Source organism: Pedobacter sp. TM02, from assembly GCF_059705275.1.
In genome coordinates, this window is record NZ_AP046530.1 from 1,430,586 (window position 1) to 1,443,170 (window position 12,585).

Consider the following 12,585-nt stretch of genomic DNA (forward strand, 5'->3'; position numbering starts at 1 on the left):
CTAAAGACATGTTCCGATTAAATCTTAAAATCGCGTTGCGCAACCTTTGGAAAAACAAGGGCTTCTCATTGATCAATATTGGAGGTTTGGCCATTGGTTTGGCTTGTTGCCTGCTGCTGTTGCTGTATGTTAACTACGAATGGAGCTATGACAAACAGTATAAAAACGTTGATAACATTTACTTCAGCAGGCTCAATTTAAAGTTTAATGGTAAGGTGGCCACCACTTATGCTGTACCCCTTAATTTAGCCAATGCGGTAATGCAGGAAATTCCTGGCGTAAAAAACGCAGCGAGGATGATGGAAATGAATGAGAATCTGTTTAGCCGAAACCAGAACAAGTTTAAGCTGAATGCTACTTATGTAGATCCTTCATTTATCAAAATACTGAGCTACGATTTCATCTATGGTAACGCAGCCAATTCGCTGAACGAGCCCAATGCGGTTATTTTAACGGAAACCGTGGCAAAAAAACTGTTCGGCAATGAAAACCCGATAGGGCAGGCCGTAAAATGGGACAACCAGAAGGACTTGAAGGTTACCGCAGTAATTGCAGATTTGCCTAAAAACCAAGGTATTCAGTTTGATGTTTTGCAACCTTGGGCATTTTATGAACAGCTCAACCCCTCTACCAAGGAAAGCGGCTGGGGAAACATTGTTTGCAGGTCGATATTCGAACTGAAGGAAAACGCTTCGCTGGCGGCCGTTAATGCGTCATTGCTCAATTTTATACCCAACAAGGAAAACGATCTCAAATCGTACCTCTATCAGGTTTTCCTTTTTCCAATGGGCAAAACGCATCTGTATGATAAATTTGAAAACGGAAAGCAGGTTGGTGGTAAAATAGACCAGGTAAAATTATTTGCTTTCTTGGCATTGTGCGTGCTTTTTATAGCCTGCATCAACTACATGAACCTTTCGACAGCGCGTTCTGAAAAAAGAGCAAGAGAAGTAGGAGTTAGAAAAGCTTTGGGATCTGGAAGAAGCTTGCTGATGTGGCAGTTTATGCTCGAATCGTTGTTGCTTTCATTTTTAGCCATGTTTGTGGCCTTTGCATTGCTCGAACTTTCATTGCCGTATTTTAACAACCTGTTGGATCTTCATATCCAGGTTGATTACGGCTCTTACTTGTTTTGGATAGTTTTGACCAGTCTCGCCTTACTCACTGGTTTGCTGGCAGGTAGCTATCCGTCTTTTTACCTTTCGTCTTTCATTCCGATAAAGGTATTAAAGGGCTTTAAGGGATCGGTAGGTACCTTGTCGATCAGAAAAGTACTGGTAGTGGTGCAATTTAGCCTATCAGTCTGTATGATCATTTCGGCTATTGTAATTTATAACCAGATCCAGTTCCTCAAAAACAAGCCTTTGGGTTTTGAACAAAATGGTATGGCCCAAATCGATTTGGAGGGAGAATTAAAAAATCCATCGCGGCTGCAGTTGTTCAAAGACGAGCTCAAAAAGAGCAACGCGATAATTTCAGCAACCGAATTTGCAGGTCCTTTTACCGGCTATGGTTCGGTTACTTCTGGAATCAGTTGGCCCGGAAAAGCTGCAGACGATAAGTCTATTATGAACTACCGAAGCACCGGTTTTGATTTTGTACGCACCATTGGCGCCAAATTGGTAGCGGGAAGAGACTTCTCTCCAAGATTTGCAAGCGACACATCTACCGCCGTAATGCTCAATGAAAGTGCGGTAAAACGAATGAACCTTAAAAATCCTGTGGGAACCATGCTGACTTGGAATGACAACCACTCGTTAAAAGTGATTGGCGTGGTTAAGGATTATTTTAACGAAGAGCTTGGCAAGGAGGTCACCCCAACTTTGTATTACTATAATATCAACGAAAGCAAGGTGTTGTTGCTAAGGCTCAATCCAAATCAGCCATTAAATGTTTCGGTGCAGGCCATTAAGCAGGTGAGCGAAAAACTAAACCCCAATTATCCAGCTGCCATCAAGTTTGTAGCAGAAGGGATGAAAGAAAAACTTAGCAACGAGCGACTGTTAAGTGTGCTTTCTAACCTGTTTGGCGGGTTTGCCATTTTTATTTCCTGCTTAGGGCTGTTGGGTTTAGCCCTGTACATGGCAGAGCAACGCAGTAAGGAAATCAGCATCAGAAAAGTATTGGGCGCAGGCCTTTCGGATATTTTGGTCCTGCTGAACAAGGATTTCATGAAACTGGTGTTGATTGCCAATGCCATAGCCGTTCCAATAGCTTATATCCTGCTGGCGCAATGGCTGCAAAAATATGATTATAAAACAGCGCTCGGCTTTTGGCCTTTTGCCTTGGCCATTTTTGCATCAGTATTCATTGCTGTGGTTACCGTAAGCCTACAGCTATTTAAAGTGGCTAAAGCCAATGCAGTACAGGCGTTGAAGTATGAATAGCATATAGTTCAAAGTCTGGGGGCAAGCCACTCGCGACGAACAGAAATGGAAGTTTGAGCAATGGAGAGCCGCTTGGAGTTGCAGCGTTTAGCTGACCAATGAACTAATCACACGAATGAACCAATAAAACCTAAAAACATGTTCCGATTAAATCTTAAAATCGCGCTCCGTAACCTTTGGAAAAATAGAAATATAACCGCCATTAACATTGGCGGCTTGTCTATTGCATTGGCGGCTTTCATGCTTATCATGATTTATGCTTCTTATGAAACGGGTTTCGACAAGGATAACCCTAACTACGACAATATCTACTTGGTTGGCCGAAAAACACCGGCCTTTACAAGCAACTATACCTCGCCACCGCTAAGTAAGGAAATCAAGCAGCATTTTCCTGAAGTGGTAGCAACAGGCAAAATGAAATCAGGTGGTTTTGAATTTGCAATTAATAGCGATAAGAGTACCGTGTTTGTGCAAAAACTCTTGTTTGCCGAGTATGAAGCGGCCAAGATGCTAAACATTAAGCCCCTAAAGGGATTAGAGGAACCCAAGGGGGGCGAATTTTTATTTTACCTGAACGAGTCTTACATGGCTACCTTGTTCCCCGACAAAAACGACCAGAAACCAAAACTGGTAACTTTGGGAAACAAAACTTCGGGTCAATCAGGCGTAATAAGTGGGGCCGTATTTGCCAATCCGCATTCGAACGTTTCTTTTGATGGCATTTCGATTGCCAAGGAAATAGGAGTTGGCGAAACCGAAGGCTATAACAATTACTATACCTACATTCAGGTAAAGCCAGGTACGGATGTAGAAGCCTTAAGGCAAAAAATACAAAAAATGTACCGTGTCAGCTTGGCCAAAGCCAATACCGATCCAGACTGGAAATACATCAATGCCACGCAAATCTATTTAGATCCTTTAAAAAACCTGCACCTCAGGCCAACTGCGGGTACCGATACCAATTATAAGGTGTTGATAGCACTTTCGGTATTGGGCTTTTTGATGTTGGTCATTGCCTGTATCAACTTTACCAATCTGAGTATTGCCCAGGCCACCAAAAGAGCCAAAGAAGTGGGGGTGAAAAAAGTGATGGGTGCTTTCAGGACACAATTAACCTTCCAGTTTCTAATCGAAATCCTGATGCAATGCTTTGTAGCTACGGTTTTTGCACTGATTTTGGCCGAATTGGTGTTGCCTAGGTTCAATAGCCTGTTTGAGGTAGAACTGGTCATTTGGCAGCGCAGCGCCCTATTGTGGCAGCTCCCTTTGGTATTGGCACTGCTTACCTTAGTGGCAGGAGTTTATCCGGCAATGGTGCTTTCCGGCTTTAGACCCGCATTGGTACTGAAAGGAAACTTTCAAACCAGCAGGCAGAGCTATTGGCTTAAAAACGGATTGCTGGTACTGCAGTTTGGCATTGCCGTTGTTTTTATCATCGGGCTATTGGTAATCAACTCGCAGCTCAAGTACATGCGCACGCAAGATGTTGGCTTCAGGCCTGATCAGGTGGTGCGAATCAAAAATATGGCGATTTTTTCCGATCCAGCTGTTTTTGAGCCTGTACGTAACCAGATGATGCAAATTCCAGGCATCAAATCGGTAACTGTGGCCAATGGTATTCCCGATGGCTCAAAAGCTGGAATCAATGGGTATACGGTTGATGGAAAGAAGGAAAGCATCAGTATGCTCAGTGTGGATTTCGACTATTTCGAAACGCTAGGTATCAAACTCAAGGAAGGACGTTTTTTCTCGAGAAATTTCACAGCCGATACCGCTAATTCGGCCATTTTGAACGAAAGTGCCATAGCCAAATACGGATTGATCAATCCCATAGGTAAAATCATTAGGGGTTGCAGCACCGATTACAGGATTGTGGGTGTCATTAAGGATTTTAAAGCTGCTGGCTTTGAAACAGCGGTAGAACCAACCATTTACACGATCAAAGATCCTTGTGCCAATTCGAAGTTGGATATCATGGTCAAGATAGAAGAAAACCAAATGGCAAGCGCCTTGGCCATGCTCAAAGCCAAATGGCCTACCATCAATAAAAAAGATGGCGACAATTTCCGCTACCAGTTTTTAGACGAACTGTACGGTCGCCTGTTCAAGAAACAAGAGCAATTGCAATCGGTGTTTTTTGCGGCAGCGATCCTCACTATTTTCATTGCCGTATTGGGCTTGTTTGCCTTTGCCAAATACATTACCGCCGGACGAATGAAGGAAATAGCCGTGCGCAAGATTTTGGGTGCATCTGATTTGCAGATACTGAAATTATTGAACAGCTCATTCTTTGTTATCGTGGTTATTGCCAATTTGTTGGCTTGGCCATTGGCTTACCTCATCACCAAAAAATGGCTCGAAACTTTTGCCTATAGGGTAGATATGCCGGTACTCCCATTTGTGCTCAGTACCTTGATTACCATTGGCCTGGCCATACTTACGGTAAGTTTACAGGCCAATAAAAGCGTAAAAGCCAATCCCGTAGATGCATTGAAATATGAATAGATTGATGCCGGTTTTTCAGTTGCCAGTTGCCGGTTTTCAGTCTCCAGTTATTTGTCTAATCCTATTACAATTCAACAATTAATAATAATACCAATCCCACAATAAACTCATGAACCCATAAACTACTCTTCGGCATCGTTCGCTTATGTACAATTGATTGTCCGAAAACGAACATTTTTGAATGAGGTTCGTGTTTAACTAATTGATAATTAGTGTGTTGTTTTTTTTATCGTGGCTTGGTATAAAAATTGGCATAGCCAAACTATAAAAAAGATATATGTTTCAGCTGAATCTTAAAATCGCACTGCGTAACCTTTGGAAAAACAAGGGTTATACCTTGATAAATGTTGGTGGTTTGGCCATTGGCCTGGCTAGTTGCATGTTATTGCTCATTTACGTCGCCTACGAATGGAGTTTTGATAGGCAGGCACCCCATAGCGATAAAACCTATGTAGTTTACAACAACTTTAAAACCGATGCCGAAACTTTCAGTTGGGCTTGGACACCTGGCGTCATGGCCAAAGAAGTACAAGAAACCATTCCAGGCGTAGCCTACGCATCGCACTCAAGCTATCCGCAACAGCAGCTGATTGGCTTTGACAAAAAGCAGTTCAAAAAAAATACCGTCTTTGCCGATAAGGCATTTTTAAAGATATTTGATTTTAAGTTTTTGAACGGCAATGCCGAGCAGGCACTAAGCGATATAAATTCGGTTATTTTGACCGAAACTTTGGCCAGGTCCTTGTTTGGTACCGAAGATCCTCTCAATAAAACCTTGAAGCTCAACAATAATGAAGTACTTAAGGTAACAGGTGTTATTGCCGATATTCCCTACAACAGCAGCATCCGCTTCGATTACCTGCTCACTTGGGACATGTACCTGAAACAAAATCCATGGGCGAAAAACAACAACTGGGGCAGCAACCATTGCTTAACTTTGGTCCAGTTGCAAAGCAATAAGTCGTTTAATGAAGCTAATGCTCAGATGAAAGGAATTTATGGCCGTCACATTAAAGATGCCAATGTAAGTACAGCCTTGTTGCATCCGCTTACCAAATGGCATTTGTACGATAAATTCGAGCGTGGTAAACCGGTAGGTGGCCGTATAGACCAGATTAAGCTTTTCTTTATTCTGGCGTTCTGTATTCTTCTTATCGCCTGCGTTAATTTTATGAACCTTTCTACAGCCCGTTCAGAGAAGCGCAGCAAAGAAGTTGGCGTACGCAAGGCAATCGGCTCGTCGAGGAAATCGCTCATCAACCAATTCATGCTCGAATCATTGCTGCTTGCTGTGATAGGAATGGCTGTTGCTTTTGTGCTCATCGAAATTAGCCTGCCTTATTTCAATGGCTTGCTCAATATTCATTTGGCCATTGACTACACCGATTGGAGGTTTTGGGGCGCTTTGGTAGGCTTAACCATCGTTACTGGCCTGTTGGCAGGAAGTTATCCTGCATTTTACTTGTCGTCTTTCGAGCCTATCAAAGTACTGAAAGGCTTTAGCCTGCCGGGCAAAACATCGGTGTCTGTACGGAAGGTACTGGTGGTATTTCAATTTACTTTTGCCGCTTGTCTTATTGTTTGTACAGCGGTAGTTTACCAACAGCTTAATTTTATAAAAAACAAGCCCATCGGATTTCAAAAGACCGGTCTTGTCGAAATTCCGATACAAGGAAGCCTGCTTGATCAAAGCAAGCTCAATCTGCTGAAGCAACAGTTATTGGCTTCGGGTGCGGCTAGCCACGTCAGTGCCTTCAGTACCGGTTTAAACGAAAGTGGCAACAATACTTTTGGCATCACCTGGCCAGGCAAGAACCCTAACGATAGGGTGCTTTTCAATACCCGTGCAGTTGATTTTGACTTTGTAAAAACCATAGGCTCGCAATTGGTTTCGGGGAGGGAATTTTCTTCCACCGCCGATTCGGGGAGCCGACAAGTGATGATTAACGAAGCCGCGGCAAAAGTGATGAACCTGAAAGAAGGCGTGGGAGCTACTTTAACCTTTGGCAGCGATCAGGTAACCGTAATCGGTGTAATGAAGGATTTTACCAACGAATCTCCCTACCAAAGCGTGAGGCCAATGATGATGTATTATTATCCTGAAGACCTTAACAGGGTGCTTATCCGATTAAACCCAAAGCAGAGTATCAGCGCCTCGGTAAACCAGGTTGATGAGGTGGTGAAATCCATCAACCCCGATTTCCCGGTAGACAGGGTGTTTGTTGACGATAATTTTGAACAGAAATTTAACGACGAAAAGCTGTTGGGCACCTTGTCTAACTGGTTTGGTGGATTTGCCATCTTTATTTCGTGTTTGGGTTTGCTGGGCTTGGCGCTTTTCATGGCCGAACAACGCAAAAAAGAAATCAGTATTAGAAAAGTATTGGGTGCCAACACTACCGACATCCTCACCTTGCTGAACAAAGACTTTGTTAAGCTGGTAGCTATTGCCAACCTCATTGCCTTTCCGTTGGCCTACATTATTGTGAGCAAGTGGCTTTCGGCTTACGAATTCAGGGTGGGCATTTCTGTATGGCCTTTTGTGATAGCTATGGTAGCCTGTTTGGTTGTTGCCATACTAACGGTGAGTCTACAATCTATCAAAGTAGTCAAATCAAATCCCATTGATGCCTTAAAATACGAGTAATCAACGAATAAAATTAATGAACTGCCGAACCTTACAAAAAAAATAGATGTTCAAGCTTAACTTAAAGATTGCCTTAAGAAACCTTTGGAAAAACAAAGGCTATACATTGATTAATATTTTGGGCCTTTCTATTGGCATGGCCAGCTGTATCCTCATCTTTATTTTTATCAACTACCAGATGAGTTACGATAAAGGTTACAAGAACGGAAACCGGATTTATCGGGTAGTTTCCGAATGGAAATATACCGATGGCAACGATTTTCATTCGCAGGGTGTACCGAGGCCTTTGGCCGCGGCCATGCGTAACGACTTTTCGCAGTACTTGGAAAAAGTATCGGCCATTCAGGGTGGCGGGGGCATCATTAAGGTAAACGATGCCCATGGCAAAGAGCGGCTTAAAACTACCGCAGACGTATTTTATGTAGAACCCGATTTCTTCGGCATTTTCGATTTTAAATGGCTTGCCGGCAACGCCCAGGCCTTAAAGGATCCCAATACTACCGTGCTTTCTAAAAAAATGGCCAACCGTTTCTTTGGCAATTGGCAAAATGCGGTCGGCCAATCATTCAATTACCAAAACGACATCAATTACAAGGTGGTAGGTGTAATTGACGATGTTCCCGAAAACAATTCTATTCCATTAACTATTGTACTTTCCTACAAAAATTATAAAAGCAAGGATTTGACAAATTGGAGCGCTGTTTCGTCGGCCTCAGAATGCTATGTGCTGTTAAAGAAAGGCTTTGACGTGAGTAGCCTCGATGCGCCTCTGTCTAAGTTTTTAACCAAGTATTACACCGAAAAAGCCCCTGGTAAGGAAAGCCACAACTTTCAGCCATTAAACCAGATCCATTACGACGAGCGCTATGGCAATTTTGCAGGCAGCATCATGCCGATGAAAGAGCTATACGGCTTAATGGTAATTGGTGCCTTTTTAATGCTCACGGCCTGTATCAACTTTATTAACCTGGCTACGGCGCAGTCGGTAAGCAGGTCGAAGGAAATTGGGGTAAGAAAGGTAATGGGCAGCATGCGCAAGCAGCTGATAGCACAATTCCTCACCGAAACTTTTGCCATCTCTGTTTTGGCCTTGCTGATTGCCTGCGTGCTTACCGAAGCCGCTTTGCCGAGCATGCAGAACCTGTTTGGAGCCAAAATTTCTTTCAGTATGCTGCAAAACCCTGTTATTTTAGTGTTCATGGCCGTGCTAACAGTGGTGGTGGCCTGTTTATCGGGTTTTTATCCAGCTTTGGTTATGTCGGGCTTTAGTCCGGCTTTGGCCATTAAAAACAAGATCAAAGCGAACACGGGCGGGTTGGGCCTGCGCAAGGTATTGGTGGTGGTGCAGTTTGCCATAACGGTAGTGCTCATTATCGGCACCCTGGTTATCATCAAACAGATGCAATATTTACGGGAGAGACCAATCGGGTTTAATCCTTCGGCCATTGCCATGGTCGATGTACCCAACGACAGCATCAGTGTACAGCGGTATGATGCGCTCAAACAGCGTATCATGCAAATACCGGGAGTAAAAAGCGCTTCTTTCTGTAGTGCGGCCCCTTCTTCGCTTAACAACAACGGAACCAGTTTTTCTTATAACAGTTCTAAGGATGCCGACTTCGATCTCAACACCAAAATGGCCGACGAGAACTATTTCAACACTTTTGGCTTGCAGATGATTGCAGGTAGAACCCTGAGCAAGAGCGATACCATCAAAGAATTTGTGGTAAATGAAACCCTGCTCAAAAAGCTCAACGTACTGAATCCAAATGATGCCATTGGCAAAATAATGCGGGTAAGCCGTAATTTCTCGGGACCCATTGTTGGCGTGGTCAAAGACTTTAACAACAATACCCTGCGCGATGCCATTTCGCCGATCGCCATCATGAGCCATAAAAAAACCTATACGGCCATAGCGGTAAAAATGGACAGCAAATTGATGATGCAAACCATGAAAGATATTGAAAAAACGTGGAATTCGGTATATCCGGAATATGTATACGGATCGTCGTTTTTAGATGACGTGATCAATAACTACTACCAAAGCGAAAAAATCATGGGTATTTTGTTCAAGGTTTTTGCCGGTGTTATTATCTTCATTTCGTTTATCGGCTTGTTTGGCCTGATTTCTTTTGTAGCTACGCAACGAACCAAAGAGGTAGCCATTAGAAGAGTATTGGGCGCTTCTACCTTTGAACTGGTTAAAATGCTGAATGGCTCCTTTTTATTGATGGTATTTATTGCTAACCTGGTGGCTTGGCCTTTGGCTTACTTGTTTGTGTCTAAATGGCTAAACGGCTTTGCCTATCGGGTAGATTTGAGTATCTGGCCCTTTGTTTTGGCCATGTGCATTTCGATGTTCATTACACTGATTACGGTAAGCATCAGGTCTTATAAGGCGGCCAGGGCAAATACCATCGATGCATTGAAATATGAATAAGTAGACAGCCTAATCTTCAGGCCTAAATCATTGCAAATGTTCAAACTGAACCTTAAAATCGCTTGGCGCAATTTACTGAGGCACCGTCATTATGCCTTGGTCAATATCATCGGATTGGCTTTGGGCCTGGCTGGATTTGTTTTTGTTGTATTGTTTGCCAACCACGAGGAAAGCTACGATAGTTGGAAACCAGAGCTGGAGCACGTGTATCAGCTACAGGAATATTCGGATTATTACACTACCGACAAAAAGGCACATTGGCGTAGCGAAATCGACCTGCGCCTCTCTAAAATTGTAGGGAGTATGCCCCAGGTAGATGCCGTTACCAAAATCAACCTCGAATACCGGCAAAATGCGGTAACTGTTGCCGGAAAGCCACCGGTGCTGCAATCGGGTATCAGGAGCAGCGACAGCCTGTTCTTTAAGGTATTGCCTTTCGATTTTAAATTTGGAAATGCAGATAGGGCGCTTATGCAACCCAACAGTATCGTGTTAAAAGAAGGTTTGGCACGCAAGTACTTTGGCGAAGCCAATCCCGTAGGCAAAACGCTAACCATTGCAGGTGGCAATTGGAAAGGTGCTGAAGACTTATTTACGGTTACTGGGGTGGTAAGAGAGCCAAAAACGCCTTCAAGCATCGATTTTCAGGCCATTGTTTTTGAAGATGGAGATTTCTTCGATACCGAATCGACCACCGGCAGCCCTGCCGAAGTTTATGTTCGAGCCAAAGCCATTCACAACCTTGGGCAGTTTAATCAGGTGTTGCAAAAGGCCTACCTGCCAGCAAAAGATCGTTACCTGGCCCAAGGAAAAAGTTCATTGGCCAAAGTCAAGGCCGAGGGTAACGCACCGGTTTTGCGCCTCGCCCAACTCAGGGACGTTCATCAGCATCCTCTCGAACAGCCCAGCTGGAAAGTTAGCCTAAAGCCGGTGATCGGGTTGTCCATTTTGTTGCTGCTGGTATCGGTTATCAATTTTGTTAATCTGGCTACCGCACAGGCTACTGCAAGGGCCAAGGAAATGGGTGTTAAAAAAGTAATGGGCGCTTACAGGCGCACATTGGTTGTTCAGTTGCTTGCCGAAACTTTTATCCAATGCCTGATGGCTTTGTTTGTAGCCTTGCTCTTAGTAGAGCTGGCTTTGCCGGTCTTAAACGAATCATTCAGCTTGGAGCTGTCGTTATTTAAAGGACCTTTGTTGTTGCCACTGTTGGCCCAGCTATTGGGTATTGTAGCGGTGGTAGGACTGCTTACTGGACTTTATCCTGCCTTGTTGCTCTCGGCTTTTCGGCCTTACGAAGTGTTAAAAGGAAATTTTGCCACAAGCACTAAAGGAAGCGCGGTACGCAAGGCCTTGGTAACGGCCCAGTTGGTGGTTTCCATCAGTTTCATCATAGGTGTTTTGGTGGTTAACCAGCAACTAAGCTACCTCAGGCAGCGCGACCAAGGCTTTACGGCCATGGGCATGCTCAACTTGCGCTCGGATATTGGAGGGGAGGCCAGTCCATATTTTCAACGTATCAAGCATATCGATGGGGTCAAGTACGTAGCTTTCAGTTCGGGCATAATTGGCGACAATGCCTCTTCGGTGCAGCGCTTTAAATACCAAAACGAAACCAAAGAACTTTATGGGCTGGGCATGGGCATAGAAGGGATGCAGGCCTTAGATGCCAGGTTGGTAGCAGGGAGGCTTTTTTCGGCGGCCATAGTTCAGGATACAATAAACAATGCCATCATCAACGAAAGCGCTGCCAAGCTTTTTGCGAGCAATATGGTGGGTCAAACCATCATGGCCAATGATACTGTGCCGGTAAATATTATCGGTGTAATTAAGGATATCCAGGTTGAAGGCTTCGAAAGCCATGTAAAGCCTTCTATTTACGTTGTCGAAACCAATAATTGGAAAAAGGGGGTGGGCTTTACGCACAAACCTACCACACTGATCAGGTTTGATCAGGCCAAAACCAGGCAGGTGCTAACCGAAATAGAAAAGATCTTTGCCGAAATGAACGAATTTTATCCGGCAAGCTTTTCTTTTGTGGCAGACGACCTGTCTAAAGTATTCATTGTACACGAGCGTTTCGAAAAAATGATAGTCCTGTTTTCCGGTCTTTCACTCAGTTTGTCGCTGTTTGGCCTGTTTGCACTAGCAGCTTTGATCACCAGGCAGAGAACCAAGGAAATTGCGATCCGCAAGGTGTTGGGTGCGGCTACTACCCATATTCTGTTGTTGCTCAATAAAGGCTATGTATGGATGGTGTTGCTGGCCAATGTCCTTGCTTTTCCAATGGCCTATCTGTTGGCCAAGCAATGGCTAAACGGCTTTGCCTATCGGATAAATATCAGTCTCTTGCCGTTTGTGTTGGCTTTGATTGCCTCTATGGTGGTTACCTTGATTACCGTTAGCCTGCAGGCACGTAAGGCAACTAAGGCAAACCCGGTTAAAGCCCTCAAATACGAATAAAGCCACCTACCTGGATGTATCCATTGCCTTGGTTCAGTAGCCGTCCGCTACCGTACAGCATGGTGTTCGGAAACGAACATTTTTGATTTTTTTGATTTTGTAAGTTATTGATTTTTAACGTTTTGTTTTTATTTTTTTCGCTT

5 protein-coding genes are annotated in these 12,585 nt (G+C 43.9%); all 5 read left to right on the forward strand.

Annotated elements, in window-relative coordinates:
* Positions 1-8: 8 nt before the first annotated feature.
* Positions 9-2,387, forward strand: coding sequence for an ABC transporter permease (locus tag AC6H1S_RS06105; protein WP_497565528.1), 2,379 nt, complete (start codon positions 9-11; stop codon positions 2,385-2,387).
* A gap of 138 nt (positions 2,388-2,525) precedes the next feature.
* Entirely contained in the window at positions 2,526-4,892 is a 2,367-nt protein-coding gene (locus AC6H1S_RS06110) for an ABC transporter permease (protein ID WP_497565529.1), read from the forward strand.
* Between the two features lie 277 nt (positions 4,893-5,169).
* Entirely contained in the window at positions 5,170-7,539 is a 2,370-nt protein-coding gene (locus tag AC6H1S_RS06115) for an ABC transporter permease (RefSeq protein ID WP_497565530.1), read from the forward strand.
* 46 nt (positions 7,540-7,585) lie between these two features.
* On the forward strand, positions 7,586-9,979 hold the full coding sequence (locus AC6H1S_RS06120) for an ABC transporter permease (protein ID WP_199141542.1): 2,394 nt from the start codon (positions 7,586-7,588) through the stop codon (positions 9,977-9,979).
* A 36-nt stretch (positions 9,980-10,015) separates the two neighbouring features.
* A complete protein-coding gene (locus tag AC6H1S_RS06125) occupies positions 10,016-12,442 on the forward strand; it encodes an ABC transporter permease (protein WP_497565531.1) in 2,427 nt (808 codons plus the stop codon).
* The last annotated feature ends 143 nt before the right edge of the window (positions 12,443-12,585 follow it).